General features: G+C 59.4%; 22 protein-coding genes. All 22 read left to right on the forward strand.

The window, feature by feature from the left end:
* The first annotated feature begins 1 nt into the window (after position 1).
* Positions 2-1396: a DUF4055 domain-containing protein gene (locus ACGJAX_RS20380; RefSeq protein WP_390955905.1), complete on the forward strand. Its 1395-nt coding sequence runs from the start codon at positions 2-4 to the stop codon at positions 1394-1396.
* Complete coding sequence (locus tag ACGJAX_RS20385) at positions 1397-2512, forward strand: hypothetical protein (RefSeq protein WP_390955906.1); 1116 nt, start codon at positions 1397-1399, stop codon at positions 2510-2512.
* Positions 2509-2757: a hypothetical protein gene (locus ACGJAX_RS20390; RefSeq protein ID WP_390955907.1), complete on the forward strand. Its 249-nt coding sequence runs from the start codon at positions 2509-2511 to the stop codon at positions 2755-2757. Before ACGJAX_RS20385 ends, ACGJAX_RS20390 begins: the two co-directional genes overlap by 4 nt.
* Before the next feature lie 131 nt (positions 2758-2888).
* Positions 2889-3653 (forward strand): hypothetical protein, encoded by a 765-nt coding sequence (locus ACGJAX_RS20395; RefSeq protein WP_390955908.1) that lies wholly within the window; start codon positions 2889-2891, stop codon positions 3651-3653.
* 65 nt (positions 3654-3718) lie between these two features.
* Positions 3719-4849, forward strand: a complete 1131-nt coding sequence (locus ACGJAX_RS20400; RefSeq protein ID WP_390955909.1) for a P22 coat - protein 5 family protein — start codon at positions 3719-3721, stop codon at positions 4847-4849.
* A 53-nt stretch (positions 4850-4902) separates the two neighbouring features.
* The gene (locus ACGJAX_RS20405; RefSeq protein ID WP_390955910.1) at positions 4903-5184 is read left to right on the forward strand and encodes a hypothetical protein; all 282 of its coding nucleotides are present in this window, start codon (positions 4903-4905) and stop codon (positions 5182-5184) included.
* 18 nt (positions 5185-5202) lie between these two features.
* Positions 5203-5448 carry a hypothetical protein gene (locus ACGJAX_RS20410; RefSeq protein ID WP_390955911.1) on the forward strand — a complete coding sequence of 82 codons (246 nt, stop codon included), beginning with the start codon at positions 5203-5205 and terminating at the stop codon, positions 5446-5448.
* On the forward strand, positions 5448-6827 hold the full coding sequence (locus ACGJAX_RS20415) for a GDSL-type esterase/lipase family protein (RefSeq protein ID WP_390955912.1): 1380 nt from the start codon (positions 5448-5450) through the stop codon (positions 6825-6827). The genes ACGJAX_RS20410 and ACGJAX_RS20415 overlap by 1 nt, the downstream gene beginning before the upstream one ends.
* Before the next feature lie 14 nt (positions 6828-6841).
* Positions 6842-7333 carry a DnaT-like ssDNA-binding protein gene (locus ACGJAX_RS20420; protein ID WP_390955913.1) on the forward strand — a complete coding sequence of 164 codons (492 nt, stop codon included), beginning with the start codon at positions 6842-6844 and terminating at the stop codon, positions 7331-7333.
* Positions 7334-7374: 41 nt separating this feature from the next.
* The gene (locus tag ACGJAX_RS20425) at positions 7375-7722 is read left to right on the forward strand and encodes a hypothetical protein (RefSeq protein WP_390955914.1); all 348 of its coding nucleotides are present in this window, start codon (positions 7375-7377) and stop codon (positions 7720-7722) included.
* Positions 7719-8291 (forward strand): hypothetical protein, encoded by a 573-nt coding sequence (locus tag ACGJAX_RS20430; RefSeq protein WP_390955915.1) that lies wholly within the window; start codon positions 7719-7721, stop codon positions 8289-8291. The genes ACGJAX_RS20425 and ACGJAX_RS20430 overlap by 4 nt, the downstream gene beginning before the upstream one ends.
* Complete coding sequence (locus tag ACGJAX_RS20435) at positions 8291-8713, forward strand: phage tail terminator-like protein (protein ID WP_390955916.1); 423 nt, start codon at positions 8291-8293, stop codon at positions 8711-8713. Before ACGJAX_RS20430 ends, ACGJAX_RS20435 begins: the two co-directional genes overlap by 1 nt.
* A gap of 70 nt (positions 8714-8783) precedes the next feature.
* The gene (locus ACGJAX_RS20440) at positions 8784-9431 is read left to right on the forward strand and encodes a phage tail tube protein (protein ID WP_390955917.1); all 648 of its coding nucleotides are present in this window, start codon (positions 8784-8786) and stop codon (positions 9429-9431) included.
* A 9-nt stretch (positions 9432-9440) separates the two neighbouring features.
* Positions 9441-9824: a phage tail assembly chaperone gene (locus ACGJAX_RS20445; protein WP_090322336.1), complete on the forward strand. Its 384-nt coding sequence runs from the start codon at positions 9441-9443 to the stop codon at positions 9822-9824.
* Positions 9825-9841: 17 nt separating this feature from the next.
* Positions 9842-10132, forward strand: a complete 291-nt coding sequence (locus ACGJAX_RS20450) for a DUF1799 domain-containing protein (protein WP_390955918.1) — start codon at positions 9842-9844, stop codon at positions 10130-10132.
* 24 nt (positions 10133-10156) lie between these two features.
* The gene (locus tag ACGJAX_RS20455; RefSeq protein ID WP_390955919.1) at positions 10157-12922 is read left to right on the forward strand and encodes a phage tail tape measure protein; all 2766 of its coding nucleotides are present in this window, start codon (positions 10157-10159) and stop codon (positions 12920-12922) included.
* Between the two features lie 9 nt (positions 12923-12931).
* A complete protein-coding gene (locus ACGJAX_RS20460) occupies positions 12932-13261 on the forward strand; it encodes a phage tail protein (protein ID WP_390955920.1) in 330 nt (109 codons plus the stop codon).
* Positions 13258-14481 carry a phage minor tail protein L gene (locus ACGJAX_RS20465; RefSeq protein WP_390955921.1) on the forward strand — a complete coding sequence of 408 codons (1224 nt, stop codon included), beginning with the start codon at positions 13258-13260 and terminating at the stop codon, positions 14479-14481. Before ACGJAX_RS20460 ends, ACGJAX_RS20465 begins: the two co-directional genes overlap by 4 nt.
* A gap of 2 nt (positions 14482-14483) precedes the next feature.
* A complete protein-coding gene (locus ACGJAX_RS20470; protein WP_390955923.1) occupies positions 14484-15248 on the forward strand; it encodes a Mov34/MPN/PAD-1 family protein in 765 nt (254 codons plus the stop codon).
* 59 nt (positions 15249-15307) lie between these two features.
* The gene (locus ACGJAX_RS20475) at positions 15308-15643 is read left to right on the forward strand and encodes a hypothetical protein (RefSeq protein WP_390955924.1); all 336 of its coding nucleotides are present in this window, start codon (positions 15308-15310) and stop codon (positions 15641-15643) included.
* 57 nt (positions 15644-15700) lie between these two features.
* Positions 15701-16312 carry a tail assembly protein gene (locus ACGJAX_RS20480; RefSeq protein WP_390955925.1) on the forward strand — a complete coding sequence of 204 codons (612 nt, stop codon included), beginning with the start codon at positions 15701-15703 and terminating at the stop codon, positions 16310-16312.
* Complete coding sequence (locus ACGJAX_RS20485) at positions 16309-19524, forward strand: phage tail protein (protein WP_390955926.1); 3216 nt, start codon at positions 16309-16311, stop codon at positions 19522-19524. The genes ACGJAX_RS20480 and ACGJAX_RS20485 overlap by 4 nt, the downstream gene beginning before the upstream one ends.

Genomic DNA, 19524 nt, shown 5'->3' on the forward strand with positions numbered 1-19524 from the left:
TATGAGCAGTGACGATCCAAGCAAGACACTGCCGGCAGTGGACGCCATGCGCGAAGACTGGGCCATCGTCGATCCTTTGATGGGTGGCACCAGGGCGATGCGCGAGGCAGGCACAGCGCTGCTTCCGAAGTGGCCGAAGGAAGAGGACTGCGACTACCAGAAGCGCCTAAGTCTTTCGACATTGATTCCCGCCTACAGCGAGACGATCAAAAACAACACGGGCCGGGTATTCGCCGAGCCTATTACGATAGGTGAGGACGTCCCGCCGCAGATTCAGGTCTATATCGAAGACATCGACCGCCAGGGGAACAACCTTCAGGTTTGGGCGGAGTCATTCTTCACGCAGGCCCTGTCGCATGGGTTGTGTCATGCCTTGGCTGAGTACCCGAACATCCAGCCGCAGGGCGAGGGTGAGCTGGTTACCCTGGCAGATGCACAGGCTGTCAACGCCCGCCCCTACGTGATCATGATCCGTCCTCAGCAAGTTATTGGCTGGCGATCAAGCAATGAAGGCGGCGAGCATGTCCTGACCATGTTCCGCTACATGGAATCGGTCGAGGAGGAGGATGGTGCGTTCGGCGTCAAGCGCATCGAACAAATTCGCGTACTGATCCCCGGCGCATGGATGACCTACCGCGAGAAGGCTGACGATAAGGGCAACAAGTCGTGGATGCTGCATGAGCAGGGCCTTACCTCTCTAAGCCATATCCCGCTGACGACCTACTACACCAAACGCAAAGGCTTCATGACTGCCGAGCCGCCATTACTGGAACTCGCGCATCTCAACGTTAAGCATTGGCGCTCACAGAGCGACCAGGACAACATCCTGCATGTTGCTCGCGTACCAATGCTGGCGATCTCGGGCATCGATGATGATACCTGGGAGCTGAAAGTCGGCACCGCCTCAGCTACCAAACTGCCAACCAATGGCAAAATGGAGTGGGTCGAGCACACCGGCAAGTCCATCGAGGCGGGCCAAGGCTCTCTTGACAGTCTTGAAGATCAGATGCGCATCGCGGGCGCGAAGATCGTCGAGAAGGAAAAGTCAGCCACGAAGACCGTTTTCCAGGCCGAGGATGATGCTGCTCAGGAGCTGAGCCCCCTCCAGACGATGGCCGGGCAGCTTGAGGACGCAATTGACCAGATCCTGCAGTTCTTCGCCGAGCTAATCGGCGCCGACGGGGGCGGACATGTCACTGTCAACGGTAACTTCGACTCTGATTTTATCCCCGAGATATCGATACCAGCGCTGATTCAGCTGAACATGGCTGGCAAGATCTCGGACGAGACGCTGTTTTCCGAACTGCAACGCCGTAATGTGGTGTCGAGAGACATCAAATGGGCGGAAGAGCAAGCCAAGATCGCCGAACAGGGGCCGAGCCTCGGAGCGCTGTAAATGCCAACCGTCAACCAGGTCCTCGAAGACGAGCAGATCGCGCACGCGGTCAACCTCGAAAAGTACAAGGTTGGCGTGGTCCGGCGGATCATCGCGCTGCTGAACCGGTCGGATGCCGACCTTTCGGCGGCTCTGACCGCTGCACTGGATCGGCTTCCGGCTGAATCATTCACGGTTGAACGCCTGGAGGCACTGCTCGCCGAAGTGCGGATGATCAACATGCAGGCCTATGCCTCTGTCGCTCAGGAGCTACAGAAGGACCTGAGGGAGTTGGCCGGGTACGAGACCAGTTGGCAGCAGGAGTTGTTCAAACGGGCATTGCCCGAGCCGGCGCAGGTCCATTTCCCGATTGCCAGTGTCAGTGCCGAGCAGGCTTATGCTGCTGCGCTCTCCCGGCCGTTCCAAGGGCGTTTGCTCAAGGACTGGGGCACAGAGATTGCCGCTGACCGCATGGTCAAGGTCAGAAACGCCATCCGCACCGGTTACCTTGAAGGCAAGACGACTGACCAGATCATTCGCAGCATTCGCGGGACCAGGGCTGCAGGATATGCCGACGGCTTCCTTGAGCGGCCTCGCAAGGACCTTGCTGCAGTTGTCAGGACGGCTGTGAGCCATACCGCGGCGACTGCCCGGGATGAGTTCAACAAGGCGAATGAGGACATCATCAAGGCGGACAAATGGGTCAGCACCCTCGATTCGAAAACGAGTCCGCAGTGCAGAATCCGCGATCAGCTCCAATACACCGCCGTCACGCACAAGCCAATCGGCCACAAAGTGCCTTGGCTGCAAGGCCCGGGCAAGATTCACTGGTGCTGCCGGTCAACGTCGAGCGCCGTCACCAAGAGCTGGAAAGAGTTGGGCATGAACATCGATGAGATGACGCCATCCCAGCGCGCCAGCATGGACGGCCAGGTCCCGGCGGACACCACCTACAGCGAATGGCTCAACCGCCAGTCGGACGCCCGAAAGATCGAAGTGCTCGGTCCAGCGCGGTATCAGCTGCTGAAGGATGGCAAGTTGGATCTGGAGGACTTCTACACGCCGACAGGTGAGTGGATGACGCTCGACCAGATGCGCGAGCGGGACGCTGCAGCCTTTGCTAAGATCGCGGCATGACCGACAAACCCCGCTTCCACGTAGTCGATGGCACCAAGGCTCCGGATACCCCGGCGGAAGAGGTGCGCAAGCGCGTGCGTGCGATGCCGAAGCCCGCGACGATGGTTCAGTGCCATCGCTGCGGCGGTAGGGAAGTGATCGAGACCAAGATCGGCGTCCTGATGAAGAACGGCAAGCCAACTGGCGGGACGAAGGCGCTGATTTGCGTCGGGTGCCTGCTTAAAGGCGAGCGCGTCACGCTGTAGCATCACGAAACGAATTCAATCAGCCCTGGCATCCGCCGGGGCTTTTTTATGCCCGCGATTTACACAGGTCTCGTCAATGACGGGGCTTTTTATTTGCCGCCAGGCGGCCAACAGACCCAAGGGGTTAGCAGATGTTTATTTTCGGCAAGTGGTATCCGTTGATGGCGGAAGAGGGTGGTGACGGCGGTAATGGTGGCGGTGGTGGCGGGTCAGGCCCGGAAATCACTCCTGAACTTCAGGCAATCATCGACGCTCGCGTTGGCGAGGCAGTGACCGGCCTGAAGACCAAGAACACCGAACTGCTGGGCAAGTTGAAGGCTACTGGTGACCAGCTCAAGTCGTTCGAAGGCATCGACCCCGAAGCTGTTCGCGGCATCCTCTCGAAGTTCGCGAGCGACGAAGAAGCCCAGCTGATTGCCAAGGGCGACATCGATACCGTCCTGGCCAAGCGTGCAGATCGCATGAAGGCCGGCTTCGATAAAGACCTGAAAGCCGCCCAAGACGCAGCAGCCAACGCATCCAGCCGCACCGAGAAGTTCGCCTCCCGCGTCCTCAAGGGCGAGGTAGTCGGCGCAGCAACTGAAGCCGGCGTGCACAAGTTCGCCATGGAAGACGCGATGCTGGCCGCAGCCCGCGACTTCGAACTGGACGACGACGGCAACCCCATCGCCCGCGAGGGCAAGTACGGCAAAGACGGCAAGCCGCTGACGCTCAAGGAGTGGTTTGCGGAAATGAAGGACTCTCGTCCTCACTGGTTCCCTGCTACCGGCAACGGCGGCGGTGCGGGCCACGGTGGCGGGAATGGCTCTAAAGTGATGACTCAGGCTGACTTCGATGCGCTCCCTGCCAAGCAGCGGGCCGCAGCGATGGAAAGCGGTGTCAGCATCAAAGGCTGATCAACAAAATCCAACTCCCAGGCCCGCCATGTGCGGGTTTTTTATTGCCATAAGGAAACCGCCACATGGCCAACATCTTCACCGCTCTCCAGCCGGTTCTGTACAGCGCCGCCCAGGAAGTATCCAACGAACCGTTCGGCGTGATCTCCGCGATCACCGCTGACTTTGACGACAAAGGCGTTGCCGTTGGTGACGCAGTCAAGGTTCCGGTCGCACCGATCCGTGCCGTCAAGTCCTTCACCCCGTCGATGGCGATGCCAACCGGCGACGACGCGACCGCTGACGGCGTGTCCGTTCAGATCACCAACACCGACTACGTCGACTGGAACCTGACCGGCGAGCAGATTAAGTCGCTGGAAAACGCCGGCTCCGACAAGGAGTGGGTGCGCCAGATGATCGCCCAGGGCATGCGTGCTCTGCGTAACAAGGCCGAGGTCGCTGCCTGCACCGCGATCAAGGTCGGCGCAACCCGCGCCGTCGGCACCGCCGGTACCAACCCGTTCGCCTCGGACATCAACATCATCCCCGACGTGCGCAAAGTGCTGTTCGACAACGGCGCCCCGATGGCCGACCTGCAGCTCTGCATCGATTCGAGCGCTGGCACCTCGGCCCGCAAGCTCGGCATCATCCAGCAGGCGTATCAGGCCGGTAATGACCAGGAACGCCGCTCCGGCGATCTGCTGCGTCAGTTCGGCTTCTCGATCCGCGAGTCTGCCGGTATCACCGCGCACACCAAAGGCACCGGTACCGCTTACGTCACTTCCGGCTCGACCGGCATTGACGTTCCAAGCGTTGCACTGGTGACCGGTTCCGGCACCGTGCTGGCTGGCGACGTCGTGACCTTCGCGGCCGATACTGCCAACAAGTACGTCGTGAACAACGGTGTAGCTGCTCCGGGCACCATCACCCTCGGTCGCCCAGGCGCCCAGATCGTGATCCCGACCGCCAACGCCATGACCATCGGCAACAACTACGTGCCAAACCTCGCGTTCGAGCGCTCGGCTGTTGTGGGTGTGATGCGCGCGCCAATCATCCCGGCCAACCCGATCATCAACCAGACCCTGATCAGCGACAAATTCGGCATGACTTACCTCCTGCTGCAAATCGCTGGTTACGGCATGACCACCTGGCAGCTGCACATCGCCTACGGCTTCAAAGTCGTTCAGGGCGAGCACGTTGCCGTCGTCATGGGCTAAGGCCTGAATTGGATGGGGGCTTCGGCCCCCGTCCGCTCAAGAGGAAATGAATCATGGCTGGTTTGACCAAAGAGCAAAAAGCAGCAAAGGCCCTGCTGGAAAAGGCCGTTGAGCTGAGCGGCCTGAAGGCCGAAGAATTCGCGCTGCTGTCGGCTGAAGAGCAGGCGGCGCACACCGCAAAGGCGCAGGAAGCGATCGATGAGGCCGCCAAAAAGCCTGTCGAAGAAGAGGTGGACAACTCCCACCTGATCGCAGTGACCAAGGACGGCGAAACCCTCGAAGTTCATCCGTCCGCCCTTGCTGACCACAAGCGGATCGGCTGGAAAGAAGCCTAATCCAAAAGGATCGCCGCAATGTCCAGAACCTCCGACAGCCCTGCATCATCTGCATACGCTGTGACCCCGAGCGATACTACCGTGCTGTCGCCGCTGCCTCGCTCGCTCTATGTGGGGGTCGCTGGCAACGTAGCAATCGTGCCTGAAGACGGTACCGCCTCTGTCGTGTTCGTTGCGGTGGCAGCCGGGCAGATCCTGCCGATACGCGCCAAGAAAGTGATGTCGACCGGCACTACCGCCTCCAGCATCGTGGCGATGTACTGATGATCGGCCTGGGTGCGAGCATCTGGCGCGGCGTCAAGGGCGTTGGGGCCAATGGCAGTGTTTCATTGCCGGCTCCTACGACGGTCAACTTTACCTCAGCGCAGGTCTCTCCGGGCTTTACTGGCTCGATCAGTACGACCAAGAACGCGGCCCGAGTCTACGCCCGCGGCGCACTTACTGTGTGGTGCGGATTCATCACCGGCACTGAGGCGAAACTGACCAACCCTACGGACTTCGGCGACAACGCTGGATCTATGGAAGTGGCCATCGACGGCGGTGCGTTTGCCGCTGCGCCGAACGCCGCATCGGTATACACGCTGTTCACCGGTCTGCCGCACGCGACACGATTCGTCGAAGTGCGCTGGGTTGCTGCAATGGGTGACGCCCCGTACATCGCATCGTCCGGTAACGTGCTCGCAGTCACCGGTCAGCCTCCGGCGCTACAGACCTTCGTCGGCAAGATTGAGCCAGGTGCTGATTCGGCGCTCGGTCTGTACAGCGGCGCGGTCATCGCCAACGCGGCGAACTACACGCCGGCTCTCGCGGCGCCCAAGGGCACCACCTACGGCTCCTGCGTCAACTCGGTGAAGATTAAGGGCGCGTTCACCAAGCTGGTGGTCACGCTCAACGGCACCCGCAAGGTAGGCGTCAGCCAGAACGGTGGCCCAGCCACATACTACTCGGCCTCAGATGAAGGCACGTTCCCACCTCGGGCGCTGGTCATCCCTTGCGACGGTTCGACGTCAACCTACAACGTTTGGGATGACGGCAACTTCAAGGACACCGGCGGTACCTTTTGCGTATCGGCCGACTCGGCCTTCCTGGACATCGGCACTCGCCGGCGCCTGGATCAGTACGGCGACTCGATCACCTTTGGCTCTGGGCCTGGTGCAACATCGGCGGACACCGAGACCATGCGCGTGGCGGCGGCCCTCGGGTTCGTCGGAAGCACCAACGGAATCAGTGGGCAGACCGTCGCCGGCGGCAAAACCATGCTGGATAACGTCCTGCCGCTGCGCACCGTGACGACCAATGATGTGGCGATACTGGCGCTTGGCGGCAACAACGCCTCCGACGGTATCGACTCCACCGAACAGGCTGACTACGGGTTGTGCATCGATAAGCTGCTGGCCAAGGGTTATGGCAAGGTCTTATGCCGCGGCATTCTGCCAAATGCCTTGGCTCAATCGCTGGTTGATGCAGCCAACGTCATTCTGAAGGGTGTGATGGACGCCAAGGCGAACCCCAAGCTTGTATGGATTGATCCGACCACCTGGACGGGATTCAGCACCCAAGACGGAACCCACCCAGACGCGGCGGGCTACGTGACCATCGCCGGCTTTGCCATTCCTGCCTACACCACTGCGCTTGGTCTATGACCTATGAGGCCACTATGTTGATCATTGAAAACGGCACCATCGTGGCCGGCGCCGAGTCGTTTGCTACTGCTGCCGAGCTGGTTGCCTACGCGGCGAACTTCGGCCGGGTGATTCCGGCTGATATACCATCGCAGGAAGCGCTGTTGCGCCGGGCAGCGCTCCAGATGGACGCGCTGAACTGGAAGGGGCGGGCGGTCAATCGTGACCAGGCACTGGCGTGGCCGCGCTTCAACGTCTGCCGCAATGGTTGGGTGCTGCCATCCAATACCATCCCTGCGCAGATCAAAGCCGGGCAAATGGCCCTGGCCACCGAGATTCATGCCGACGACTTATCACCGCCAGAGCAGCGCCTTGGCGCGATCAGCCGGGAGAAGGTCGGCCCGCTTGAAACTGAGTACTCGACTGCAAGCCCTATCATCAGCAAGCCTGCCGCTGTTCGGCAGTCCTATGCGCAGTTCTCTGGGCTTTTGCAGTCATCCAGCCAGGTCTCACTGAGTAGAAGCTGATGTCAGATATCTATGATCGGGCGAAGGCGAGCGCAGCGAGAATGCTGGCGCCTCGCACCAAGGGCGGCAAAGGCCTGGAGTTGTCACTGGTGCGCGTCACGACTGGCGAATATGACCCAGATCTCGGCTCAAGCCCAGTGACCACCGATCAATTCGACGGCTCGGGCTTCCGCGAGAACTACCGGCAGCAGGACATCGACGGGTCGCGCATCAAGCAGGGTGACGTGAAAATCCTGATCTCGCCGCTACTGCTGGACGGTACCGATACACCGCAACCGATCAGCCAGGACAAGATCCTGTTCGACGGCGACACCTACACCGTGCAGAACGTTGACCCTTGGGATTATGCCGGCCTCGCGGTCGGCTTCAGTGTGCAGGCGCGCAAATGAGCTTTGCATTGGATCTGAAGGCGTTCGCCGAGAAGGTCAATGCCAATGCCGAGACGGTGATCAAGAAGGTCGCCATTGACCTGCTGGCTGCCGTCGTGGACCGATCCCCGGTCGGTAACCCCGAACTATGGGCGGCCAACTCAGTTGCGACCCAGTACAACAACGAAGTGGCCCGGCTGAACGCCGAGCTGCGCAATGATCCGGCGAACCTGTCCAAGAACGGACGGATGAAGCCCGGGCGCCTGATCAAAGACGGCATGGACCTGGTCGCTGGCGGTGATTACGTCGGCGGCCGCTTCCGGGGCAACTGGCAGGTGTCGTTCGACACGGCCAAGACCGGGACGCTGGAGCGCATCGACCCAACCGGCCAGGCCTCGAAAGGCGACGCCGCGGCAATCATTGGGGGCTTCACCAGTGAGGTCGGCACGATCTGGATGATGAACAATCTCCCGTACGGGCCCCGTCTTGAATACGAAAGTTGGTCGACTCAAGCGCCGGCCGGGATGGTCAGAATTTCCGTGGTCGAGTTCCAGACCTTTGTCGATAAAGCCGTTTCGGAGCTCCCCTGATGTCAGACAAAATCATCCGCAGCCTGTTTGAAGGCCGCCTGAAGACGTGGGCGACTGCCCGGGTACCGGCATTGCCGATCGCCTATGAAGACGTCGCCTTCACGCCGCCGGTGGACGGTTCGCCCTACTTGCGCGCCTTCCTGTTGCCGGCCAACACGACCAGCGAAGACCTTGAAGGTAAACACACGGCCTACCGTGGCATCTTTCAAGTCAGCGTCGTGACCAAGGCCGGGATTGGCCGTGGTACGGCTGAAGGGATCGCCGACGAGATCGCCGCACTGTTCCCAAACAACCTCGCACTGACCAAGACGACATTCACCGTCTACGTCCGCTCACCGATGGCAACCGCCACGGCCCAGCAGGGCGACACGACTACAACGCTGCCGCTGTCGCTCCAGTACAGAGCCGACACCACCACCTAATCCGCCCATTGGGCAACCCCAGAACCCGCCACTGAGCGGGTTTTGTCATTTCTGCATAGAGGAAACCCCCATGGGATACAAGCTGCCCAACGGCGCGACGTTTGAACACGCCGCCACCTACGCCGCTCCACTTGCATTTTCGGCTATCACCAACGCTTCCGAAGCGGTATGCACCGTCGTCGGTGCCACGCTGTCGGTTGGCGACATCCTGCTGGTAACTTCCGGCTGGACCGCGCTGAACAACAAGGTCGTGCGTGTGAAGACTGCCACAGCCACCGCGATCACCCTGGAAGCGATCGACACCACCAACACCACAATCTTCCCGGCCGGCTCCGGCGCAGGCAGCCTGAAAAAGGTCATGACCTGGGTGCAGATCCCGCAGATCACCGATGTAGCGTTCTCTGGCGGCGACCAGAACTACCAGGATGTCGTGTTCCTCGAAGACGCCCAAGGTCGCCAGCTGCCGACTGACAAGGCCGCCGCGAGCATGGTGCTGACTGTTGCCGATGACCCTACTCTGGCTTATGTGCCAATTGTCCAAGCCGCAGACATCGCGCAGACCGTGCAGGCCGCTCGCCTGAACCTGCCAGGCACCGACAAGTTGTACTACGGCGCCTACACCTCGTTCTCGCTGCAACCGGCGGTATCGCGTAGCAACATCCTGACGCGCACCGTCTCCCTGGCCCTGCAGGCCGCTCCTGTTCGCTACCTGTCGTAAGGAAACCACATGGCCAGTTTCAAGATTGCCCAGAACGCCACGTTCAAGGCTGAAGTCGAGATTCCGCGTGTCGGGTTCGACCCGATCAAGGTCGATATCGAATTCAAATACCGCGACCGCAAGGAGCTTGCGAAGTACTACGACAAGTGGAACGCGGAGCGTGATGCGGCTGCCAAGGAGGCCATGAAGGATGGCGCGACGTGGGAGCAGGCAACTGATCGCCAGATCGCTTTGGAAGCGGCCCAGCTGAAGGAAATCATTGTCGGCTGGAGCTTTCCGGAAGAGTTGTCCGACGAATCCCTGACTGAGCTGGTCGGAACGTGCGCGGGAGCTCCTGCCGCAGTCCTCGATGCTTATCAGGCTGCCTACGCGGTGGCTCGCCGGGGAAACTGATCGCCGCGGCGCAAGCGATGTACGGGACGCGTGCGCCTGAAGAAACGCTGTCGCTGTTTGGCCTAGATGCCGACGACTTCGAAGAGGACGACGTGGAGATCTGGCCAGACAACTGGCCAGTCTTCCGTTTGTTCAACGCGCTCGGCACTCAGTGGCGCACGGGTGCCGGTGGCGCGACTGGGCTCGACTACACGTCAATTCGCGACGTGGCCAGCTACATCGGCATCAAGAAGCGGCAAATCCCCGAACTATTTCCTGACCTTCAAGTAATGGAGGCCGAAGCGCTCGCTGTCATGGCTGAGGCGTAGTGAATTTATTGTCAGGAGAGCGGCATGACACAAGACATCGCCAGCCTTGGGATCAAGGTAGAGACCGGTGAGGTAGCCAAGGCATCCACGGAACTGGATGGTCTGGCGCAGGCTGGCGCGAAGGCAGAGAAGGCTACGGAGAGCCTATCCGGTGAGAGCAAGAAGGCCAGTGCATCCATCAAGGCGATGGCGGCCGAGACGAAAGCGGCTGAGGCGGCCACGGCAAAGCTCGGCAAGCAGACTGCGGCCACTGGCGTATCAGCGGCGCAAACCGCCGCAGCGTTGCGCGGTGTGCCCGCTCAAGTAACTGACATCATCACCAGCCTGCAAGGTGGCCAGGCCCCGCTGACGGTCCTCCTGCAACAAGGCGGTCAGCTCAAGGACATGTTTGGCGGGATTGGTCCTGCTGCGCGAGCCCTTGGCGGATACGTTGCCGGGCTTGTTAACCCGTTCACTCTGGCGGCGGCAGCAGCTGCCGGCCTTGGGCTTGCCTATTACAAAGGCACCCAGGAAACGACAGCCTACAATACGGCGCTGATCCTGACTGGCAATGCGGCCGGTACTAGCGCTGATCAGCTGGCAACCCTGGCTACTCAGGTGAGTTCGACTGTTGGCACTACTGGTGCAGCCGCTGAGGTATTAGCCAAGCTGGCTGGTAGCAGCACGATCGCCGCCGATAGCTTTGGCGAAATAACCGTCGCCGCGCTGGAAATGGAGAGGGCCACCGGTAAGGCGGTTGACGAAACAATCGCCGAATTCGCGAAGATCGCCAAGGACCCGGTCGCGGCAGCCAAGGAGCTGAATGACCAGTATGGATTTCTAACTGCTTCGGTCTATTCGCAGATCGTCGCGCTGAAAGAGCAGGGCGACACCATCGGTGCGACCAAGCTGCTAACCGATACCTACGCGTCGACCATCAATTCTCGTACTGGAGAGATCACCCAGAATCTTGGTCTGATCGAAAGCGCGTGGAAGGGAATCAAGGCGGCCGCTGCTGGTGCACTCGACGCAACACTGAGTGTGGGCCGGACGCAGTCGCTGGAGCAGCAAGCAGCAGAGATTCGTCAGCGCCTGCAATCGAATCAGGGTCGCGGCGGCCGTGCGGCAGCGATGGGCATTGATACCCGGAACAACGAACAGGACAAAAAGGATCTCGACTACCTCGAGCTTCAGATCGAAGCCGAGAAGTCGCGGACAAAGTTCATCGGTGACCGAGTTCAAGTCCAGAAGGACGGGATCGACGCTGCCGCCAAGCTGAAGGCCATCAGCGACGCCAACCTCACCAACGAGGAGAAGCGAAATAAGCTGATCAAGGAGTACAAGCGGGACGTCGAGGATCTGCGTAAAGCGGACCCCAATAACCCGCTGGTCCAGGCTGACGTCGTCGCCAAGAACATCCAGAACATCAAGGATAAGAACAAGGACCCGGCCGGGAAGGCGAATCAGCTCAACCTGAGCGGTTACAACGACGCCCAGAACGCGATCAAAGATCTCCAGGCCACCTACTCGAACTCCGAGAAAGAGCTTGAGGCGCAGCAGAAGGCCGGACTGATCACGCAGCAGAACTACCTCGACCAGCGTACCGCGCTGATCCGGGCGGAGCGTGAAGAGGTCACCCGGGCCTACGAGACCGAGATATCGGCACTGGAAGCCGTAAAGGAAAAGTCCAGCACCACGGGCGAACAGCGCATCCAACTGGACCAGAAGATCGCCGATGCGCGCACCAACATGGTCAAGGCGCAAAAGGATGCGGATAGCCAGCTCGAAGTCCTCGCGACCAACGAGGAAGGGCGGGTCAAGAAGCAGGCCCTGGCGATCAAGACCTACACCGATGCGCTGCAACAACAGGCCGTCACGCTTCGCCAGCAAGGCGATAGGGAAGCCGCTAGCCTCGGGATGGGCGATAGACAGCGCGGACTGAATAACCAGCTCAATGGCATCGACGACAAGGCCAACGCCCAGCGCATCGATCTGGCTAACCAGTACGGTGACGGCTCGCGCGGCATGAGCCTCGATGAGTACAACGCCAAGCTGAAGGCCGTGGCACAGAGTCAGCAGGATCTGCGCGACATCACGGTCGAAAGCTACGACAAGATGACGGTTGCCCAGGGCGACTGGACCTCAGGCGCATCGTCGGCGTGGCAGAACTACCTTGAGTCGACGCGCGATGTGTCCGGGCAGACGAAAAGCCTGTTCACCAACGCGTTCAGCTCAATGGAGGACGCCGTCGCACAGTTCGCCCTGACGGGAAAACTGTCGTTCTCGGACTTCGCCAAGTCTGTCCTGGCGGATATGGCGCGTATCGCGGCGCGGCAGGCCGGTTCGTCTGCGCTCAGCGGGCTGTTCGGCTTGGCCTCCAGTGCGGCGAGTTCGTACTTCGGCGGCAGTTCATCTACCTCGCTCGGGGCGTCACAGGCCGGCTACTCGTCGACCTACTTCCCGCAAGCGAAGGGCGGCGCCTGGTCCGGCGGTGTGCAGATGTTCGCCAAGGGCGGCGCATTCTCCGACAGCGTGGTCAGCTCACCAACAGCCTTCGGCATGGCCAACGGAAAAACCGGCGTGATGGGTGAGGCGGGCCCCGAAGCCATTGTTCCTCTGGCCCGCGATTCACAAGGTCGTCTCGGCGTTCGTGGCGGGGCCAATTCCAGCACGGTAAACGTCAGCGTGACGGTGGACGCCTCCGATGGTGGCGGCGCCTCACCTGATCCGGCACGCCTGGCTGAAGCCATCAAGGTCGTCTGCCGGCAGGAAATCGCAACCGCGCGCCGTAACGGCGGGCAACTCGCTTAAGGAGGCAGCATGCTGGCATTCACATGGCGGGCGACTTATGACGCCTCCAGGGTGATCACCCCGACGGTCAAGGTGATCAAGTTCGGCGATGGTTACGAGCAGCGGCAAGGAACCGGCATCAACCGACAGCCGCGCAAGTACTCGCTAGTGTTCAAGCGGATCACGGCAGAGATTGATGCCATTGATGCCTTCCTGATCGCCCGAGGCGCCGTCGAGGCGTTCAACTACACCCACCCCGGTCACCCGATCGGGGTTTTTGTTTGTCGTGAGTGGACGCGTACCGATGTGGCGCGCGGCATCGATAGCCTGTCAGCGACCTTTGAGGAGGTGTTCGAGTGAGTGCACTTCAAGGTCAGCTTTCACTATCAACCGGCCTGACGATCTGGGAAGGCTTTGAGCTGGTGTTGCCTGACCAGACGATTCGCTTCCACGCCGGTACCAATGAAAACCGGGGGTCTGTCATCTGGCAGGGCAACGTCTACACACCCTGGCCGATTCAGGCACAGGAGTTCGCCACGCCCAGCCAAGGCTCTCCGGCTCGCCCCAAACTTCAAGTCGGCAACTTCGGCGGCACCATTTCCGCGCTGTGCAGACAGTACGACGACCTGCTCGGCGCCAAACTCAAGCGCCGCCGCACGCTGGTTAAGTACATGGATGCGGTGAACTTCGTTCAGAGTAACTATCTGTTGTGGTCGGAAGAGGCGACTCAAACGGTCTGGACGAAGGCCGGCGTCACGGCCTCTCTGCCTGCACTATTTGATCCTTATGGATCGCAAGTCAGTCAGCTGGTAGAAGGGCTGACCACGACGCACTACATACGTCAGGTTGGGGCGGTATTCCCTGGGGAATATTACACCGCGTCAGCCGTGGTCAAGCTGCGTAACGCAAGCCGACCTCAGGTGCGTATTCGCCTGGCTGACAACATCGGCTTTCGTGCCGACAACTATATGGACCTGCAAACTGGGTTATCGCTAGCCACGCCAAGCCCAGATCGTGGACTATTAGATCTCGGCGGAGGTTATTATTTGCTGTGGTGCTCTGGTCTTTTAGATCCAGCGGCAACCTCATTCGATTTCCGAGTTTTGCCCCGCGATGCCTCGGGTAATGAAACATATACAGGTGATGGTGCCAGCGGCCTGTACGTGACCAGCATGCAACTGAGCAGATCAAGGGGGTTACTGGCTTACCAAAAGGCCGGAGCAAGCTGGAATCCTACAGCCAGCCCAACCGAGGAATATCCGGCTGAAACCTGGATCATCACACGCAAGGCCAACGAGACCCCTGCAGCGATTGAGTTCGAACTTGGCTCGCCCCTCGATCTGCAAGGCGTGAAGTTGCCGCGGCGCCAAGTCGTCGCCGGCACTTGCCTATGGGCTTATCGCTCTGGCGAATGCGGATATGCCGGCGGCCCAGTGGCAGATTATGCCAACAACCCAACCAGCGACCCCGCAAGGGACCAATGCAGCCGTACCGCCACGGGCTGCAAGCTTCGCTTTGGCGCCAATGGTGAGTTGCCGTTCGGCGGCTTCCCGGGGATTGCTCGCGTTCCGAGACTTTGACTATGACTGACCTGTTCAACAAATGCCGAGCAGACGCTGAGGCGCACGCCCGCGCCGATTACCCACGTGAAGCCGTGGGCCTGGTTGTCAGTGTTCGCGGAAAGCCGGTCTATGTCCCGTGCCGCAATCAATCTGATGAACCAGATCACTTCATTCTGCATCCAGAGGATTACGCCGTCGCTGAAGACATGGGCGATATCGTGGCTGTGGTGCACTCCCATCCAGACGCCGGTCCTGAGCCAAGCCTGCATGACATCGCCAGCCACGCCGTCAGTCGTATGGCCTGGTGGATTATCGGCCTGAACAATGGCATTGCTACTTGGCATGAGATGCCAGCAAAAGGCGAAATGCCGTTGGAAGGCCGGGTCTTCGTCCACGGCGTGATTGACTGTTACACCTTGGTTCGCGACTACTACCGGCAGGTGCTGGGCATCGAGCTGATGGACTTCTACCGAAAGGACGACTGGTGGCACAATGGCGAGAACTTGTACGTCGATAACTTCGAGCGGGCCGGTTTTGTGCCGGTCGACACTCCAGAGCCAGGCGATTTGATTGTCATGGCAATCGGCAGCCCAACTCCGTGCCACGGCGCGATCTGGCTGGAAGGTGATGTGCTGCTGCATCACCTCTATGGCCGGCTGAGCTGTCGCGAGGTCTACGGTCGCGCATACCGGGAGTGCACGACGCACATCATGCGGTACAGGGGTGTGAAAGCCCCTGATGATTGCCGTCAAACGTCACCGTTCACAGGAGTCTCGCAAATTTAGGCCCTGTATTTACGCGTCACCTCCCTGCTAAAGTCGCCAAAACACATGGAGGCTCAGCAATGCGGAAAGCTATAACAGCCCTGGCACTGATCATGCTGGTGGGGTGCACGATCCAGGGGCGTGAAAATGATGGGCCAGACCTTCAAGTAAAAAGTAACAAAACGCCGCAAGAGTATGCGCGCTGTCTTGGTCCGAAGTGGCTTGCAATAAACCCGGCCACTACCTCGGTTGAAACCGAACATGGATACAAGATCTCGGCGTCAGGCACTTTTTACGGCGTGATCTCTCTCGCCAGCATTGATCGAGAGACTGGCGGGTCAGCCATCAAGGCGTACTTCCCGGCGACAAAAATTGGAACAGACGGCTGGAAACAGCCAGTAATCGACTGCCTTTAAGAACGGGCAGATAACTTAAGCCGCCTCCGGGCGGTTTTTTATTGCCTGGAGAAAAGTATGAGCGCTGCTGCCGATAAGGGAATGACCAGGATCTTGCTCTCCGGAAGCCTCGCAAAAGCCTGTGGTCGCGAACACTTTAAAAAACTCGAGACCGGCACTTCAAGTGAGGCATTCAATGCACTAAAGCACACTGTCCCTGGTTTCGAAGACTTCATCCGAGACTCCGCTCGCCGAGGCCAGCGTTACGCCATTTTTCGTAATCGTGAGAATGTCGGCGAGGACAGATTCACCTTGAGCGGCACAACTGAGATTCGTATCGTCCCCGTAGTTTCTGGCAGCAAGAACGGTGGTCTTTTTCAAACCGTGCTCGGAGTTGCGCTGATAGTAGTAGGCGTGGTTGCTACTCCATTTTCCGGACCAATAGGTGGCGCGCTCGTCTCTCTTGGTATCGCCATGACAATCGGTGGTGTCGTGCAAATGCTGTCGCCTACACCGAAAACTGGAAGCCAGGAAGACCAAGCCAGCACCGAAAACAAACCCAGCTACCTCTTCAATGGTGCGTTCAACTCGACCCAACAGGGCCTTCCTGTGCCCGTGGTTTACGGAAAGATGTTGGTGGGCTCCAGTGTTGTTTCAGTCGGAACCTGGGCGGAGGCGCTCCCTGTATGAGTGAAGTCATTGTTGGCAGGAAGGGAGGTGGTAAGGGTGGCGGCAGCAGCAGCAGTGGGAGTTCTTCCCGTGCTGCCGTGGAGGCACCAGATAGCATCCGCTCAACTCAACATGTAAGGATATTGCATGTGTTATCAGAGGGCCCAATTCTAGGGGTACTGGGCGGCCCGATGGGCACCTACTTTGATGATGTTCCGCTTCAGAACCCAGACGGCAGCTACAACTTTTCCAGCGTAGGTCTGGATACCCGTGATGGGACGCAGGGTCAGGCCTACATGCCGATCACGGGGCTTGAGGCTGAGCAATCTGTAGGTGTCGAATTAAAAGCTGGCATTGCGATTGAGCGCGCTATCACTGATACGAGCGTCGACGCTACCCGGATCACCGTCAGCGTCCCACAGCTTTCTGAGCAAAACACACAGAACGGTGATACCAACGGCTCTACCGTGAGCTTTCGCGTTGAGGGGAAACTCGGTACCAGTGCGTGGCTTCAGCTCTGCTCGGACGTGACTATCACCGGCAAGACCATGAGCCGCACACAGTTTTCGTACAACGTGCGTCTTCCAGCTTCCGGCGGCCTTACTCGTTTCATTCGTGTCACGCGCCTGTCTGCTGACTCTGGATCGGCGGCGATTCAGAATCGCACCTTTTTCGATAGTTACACCCTGCTATGGGACGAAAAGTTTCGCTACCCGAATACGGCGATGATAGGCATCTCGCTCGATGCTCAGCAGTTTTCCAGCATTCCGCGGATGTCCTTTATGGTCAAAGGCATGCTGGTGCTGGTGCCCACCAACTACAACGCAGTAAATCGCCAATACATCGGCTCTTGGGACGGTAATTTTTATCGCACCTGGACCGACAACCCGGCCTGGATCTGGTATGACATGCTCACAAACACCCGCTATGGGCTGGGTGGTTTGCTCGACTCGACTCTGATCGATAAGTACGCGCTGTACAGCATCTCTCAGTTTTGCGATGCGCTGGTACCCGACGGCTATGGTGGATGGGAGCCTAGATTTACCTGCAACATGGCTTTGACTGCTCAGCAGGACGCTTGGAAGCTGGTCAATGACATGGTGTCCGTGTTCCGCGCTATCTGCTTCTGGGCGGGCGGCACCCTGACCGCTGTGCAGGACGCTCCACGGTCAAGTCGCTACCTGTTTAACAATTCCAGCGTGGTTGGCGGTGATTTCAGTTACCAGTCCGTTGCCTCAGACCAGCGATACAACGTCGCCGCCGTCACCTGGAACGATCCGCTGCAGCAGTATAAGCAGTCGGTTGAAATAGTTGAGCGCCCAGAGCTGATCGCGAAGTGGGGGCGCATCCAACAAAGCGATGTGGTCGCTATTGGTTGCACGTCACGCGGGCAAGCCCGTCGCTTGGGCCGTTGGTTGCTGTATGCGGAAAGCGAAGCAGTGACTTTTGCTGTCGGCGCAGACGGAGCCATCCCGATGCCGGGCGACATCATTGATATCGCCGACGCGAACCGGGCCGGCGCGCGCAATGGCGGCCGTCTTCTGCCAGGCAGTACGGCGTCGACCCTGTTACTGGATGCGCCCATCGGCCTCGCTGGGACTGGCGTAGTCAGTGTTGTCATGGCCGACGGCACATATGCGAGTGCGCCAGTCGCTGTTGGGGCTGGATCGACATCGATCACGGTATCTCCGCCACTGGCTGCTGCGCCGCTTGCCTCGGCACCATGGGTGTTCTCGACTCCATCGCTGGAGACGCAGAAGTATCGCGTTATCGGCATCAGCGAGGGTGAAGACGGCACCTATGCCATCAGCGCCGTAGCGTTTGATCCAGACAAGTTCAACGAGGTCGAATACGGCACGCCTGACGTCGATAACCCGATCAGTAACGTCAACCTATCCGCTCCAGATCCAATGGGGCAGCTGACTTTCCTCGAGTCGCTCTACGACACTGGTACTGGATTGGCAGCGGCGCGATTGTCCGTCAGCTGGACACCTCCGGCGCGGGCAATGCGCTATCAGGTCGAGGCAATGAGGCCTGGAGGAAACTGGGAATACATCGGCGAGATTTCGACACCTAATATCGATTTCGACTCGGCATCGTCTGGTCTTTGGTCGATACGCATTACGCCGAAGTCCGTACTGGGCATGGCAGGCGCAGCGTCCGTTCAGACATATAGCGCGCAAGCTTTGTTAGCTCCACCATCAGCGCTGAACGGGTTGCGGCTTGATGTTATCAACAGCGTTGCAACACTAGCTTGGGACCCGGCACCGGAGCTTGACGTCAAACTCGGCGGCAGCATTTCCATACGGCAATCACGCAGCACCTCAGCAACATGGGACCTTGCGCTGCCACTGACCGACGTAGCCGGTCGATCGACTTCCTCAGTCGTGGCCCTGCTTCCTGGAAAGTACTTGGCTCGCGCTGTCGACTCATCAGGGGTTGGCGGCCCGATCAGGGAAGTATGGTCTGACGCCCAGGTCCCGTTGCCGGCAAACGTGTTTTTGACAGTGTCGGAATCGCCTGCATTCGCAGGCGTGGCAGTGAATGCGGCGGCTACCAGCGGCGTGCTGAAGTTGTTGGGCGTCACGCTGATTGATGGTGTTGCGGATATCGACGCCATTGCGGGTGAGATCGATAAAGTCGGCGGATCCGTTTCCACCATGTCGTATCGGTTTGCCGCACCCACGGATCTTGGGTACGTCTACGACAGTCGTCTGACAGCGAATGTCGAGGCGCTGATTTATGACGATGGCACCTACATCGAAACAGTCACCGACCTCGATTCGTTGCAGAGCATCGATGGCGATCCTCCGAACGGGGCTTCGCTCTCGCTGTGGGTACGGACGTCTGACGTTTCTCCAGCAGTTTGGTCTGACTGGAAGCCTTTCGTTGTTGGTGATTATCGAGCACGACAGTTTGACTTTGAGCTTCGTGGCTCGGTAGCACGAGCGACGAACTGGATTGATGTCTCGACGCTTCAGGTAGTCATTGACATGCCAGATCGCATTGAGACCGGAAACGATCTTGTGGTTCCTGCCGGCGGCCTGACCATTACTTACTCCCCTCCATTTAATGCAAGTCCAGCGGTAAGCCTAACCGCGCAGGGGCTTTCCCCGGGCGACTACTTGGACGTGTCGGCCAAGACGGTGACGGGCTTTACCGTCTACATCCGAAATTCAAGTGGAGTTGCTCAATCTGGGCGCTCGATTGACTACATCTCAAAGGGATACTGA

The organism is Pseudomonas moorei (assembly GCF_042846945.1).
GTDB classification, from domain to species: Bacteria; Pseudomonadota; Gammaproteobacteria; order Pseudomonadales; family Pseudomonadaceae; genus Aquipseudomonas; species Aquipseudomonas moorei.

Bases quoted from the DNA above. Each gene is read 5' to 3' on its own strand.
- ACGJAX_RS20380 (WP_390955905.1), top strand. From the start codon at position 2: ATGAGCAGTGACGATCCAAGCAAGACACTGCCGGCAGTGGACGCCATG.
- ACGJAX_RS20385 (WP_390955906.1), top strand. From the start codon at position 1,397: ATGCCAACCGTCAACCAGGTCCTCGAAGACGAGCAGATCGCGCACGCG.
- ACGJAX_RS20390 (WP_390955907.1), top strand. From the start codon at position 2,509: ATGACCGACAAACCCCGCTTCCACGTAGTCGATGGCACCAAGGCTCCG.
- ACGJAX_RS20395 (WP_390955908.1), top strand. From the start codon at position 2,889: ATGTTTATTTTCGGCAAGTGGTATCCGTTGATGGCGGAAGAGGGTGGT.
- ACGJAX_RS20400 (WP_390955909.1), top strand. From the start codon at position 3,719: ATGGCCAACATCTTCACCGCTCTCCAGCCGGTTCTGTACAGCGCCGCC.
- ACGJAX_RS20405 (WP_390955910.1), top strand. From the start codon at position 4,903: ATGGCTGGTTTGACCAAAGAGCAAAAAGCAGCAAAGGCCCTGCTGGAA.
- ACGJAX_RS20410 (WP_390955911.1), top strand. From the start codon at position 5,203: ATGTCCAGAACCTCCGACAGCCCTGCATCATCTGCATACGCTGTGACC.
- ACGJAX_RS20415 (WP_390955912.1), top strand. From the start codon at position 5,448: ATGATCGGCCTGGGTGCGAGCATCTGGCGCGGCGTCAAGGGCGTTGGG.
- ACGJAX_RS20420 (WP_390955913.1), top strand. From the start codon at position 6,842: ATGTTGATCATTGAAAACGGCACCATCGTGGCCGGCGCCGAGTCGTTT.
- ACGJAX_RS20425 (WP_390955914.1), top strand. From the start codon at position 7,375: ATGCTGGCGCCTCGCACCAAGGGCGGCAAAGGCCTGGAGTTGTCACTG.
- ACGJAX_RS20430 (WP_390955915.1), top strand. From the start codon at position 7,719: ATGAGCTTTGCATTGGATCTGAAGGCGTTCGCCGAGAAGGTCAATGCC.
- ACGJAX_RS20435 (WP_390955916.1), top strand. From the start codon at position 8,291: ATGTCAGACAAAATCATCCGCAGCCTGTTTGAAGGCCGCCTGAAGACG.
- ACGJAX_RS20440 (WP_390955917.1), top strand. From the start codon at position 8,784: ATGGGATACAAGCTGCCCAACGGCGCGACGTTTGAACACGCCGCCACC.
- ACGJAX_RS20445 (WP_090322336.1), top strand. From the start codon at position 9,441: ATGGCCAGTTTCAAGATTGCCCAGAACGCCACGTTCAAGGCTGAAGTC.
- ACGJAX_RS20450 (WP_390955918.1), top strand. From the start codon at position 9,842: ATGTACGGGACGCGTGCGCCTGAAGAAACGCTGTCGCTGTTTGGCCTA.
- ACGJAX_RS20455 (WP_390955919.1), top strand. From the start codon at position 10,157: ATGACACAAGACATCGCCAGCCTTGGGATCAAGGTAGAGACCGGTGAG.
- ACGJAX_RS20460 (WP_390955920.1), top strand. From the start codon at position 12,932: ATGCTGGCATTCACATGGCGGGCGACTTATGACGCCTCCAGGGTGATC.
- ACGJAX_RS20470 (WP_390955923.1), top strand. From the start codon at position 14,484: ATGACTGACCTGTTCAACAAATGCCGAGCAGACGCTGAGGCGCACGCC.
- ACGJAX_RS20475 (WP_390955924.1), top strand. From the start codon at position 15,308: ATGCGGAAAGCTATAACAGCCCTGGCACTGATCATGCTGGTGGGGTGC.
- ACGJAX_RS20480 (WP_390955925.1), top strand. From the start codon at position 15,701: ATGAGCGCTGCTGCCGATAAGGGAATGACCAGGATCTTGCTCTCCGGA.
- ACGJAX_RS20485 (WP_390955926.1), top strand. From the start codon at position 16,309: ATGAGTGAAGTCATTGTTGGCAGGAAGGGAGGTGGTAAGGGTGGCGGC.